The sequence below is a fragment of the Streptomyces fildesensis genome (assembly GCF_016107395.1).
GTDB classification, from domain to species: Bacteria; Actinomycetota; Actinomycetes; order Streptomycetales; family Streptomycetaceae; genus Actinacidiphila; species Actinacidiphila fildesensis.
This window is the reverse complement of sequence record NZ_JAAIKO010000459.1, coordinates 1-208: the sequence shown is the minus strand read 5'-3', so window position 1 is coordinate 208 and position 208 is coordinate 1. Positions and strand designations below refer to the sequence as shown.

1 protein-coding gene is annotated in these 208 nt (G+C 53.4%); it reads left to right on the top strand.

The genetic code is table 11. From position 1 onward, the window contains the following. Window positions 1-14 precede the first annotated feature (14 nt). The coding region (locus C6N31_RS47630) for an elongation factor 1-alpha C-terminal domain-related protein (protein ID WP_498063746.1) at window positions 15-208 on the top strand (194 nt) is incomplete at its 3' end.

Sequence of the window (208 nt, the reverse complement as noted above, 5' to 3'; positions counted from 1 at the left end):
GCCACACTTCCCACATAGCTGTTAAATTTGCAGAAATCCTTACGAAGATTGATCGGAGGTCCGGCAAGGAGTTGGAAAAGGAACCCAAGTTCCTGAAGAACGGCGACGCGGGATTCGTGAAGATGATTCCCACAAAGCCAATGGTGGTCGAAACATTCTCGGAGTACCCTCCCCTCGGTCGCTTCGCCGTTCGCGACATGCGCCAGAC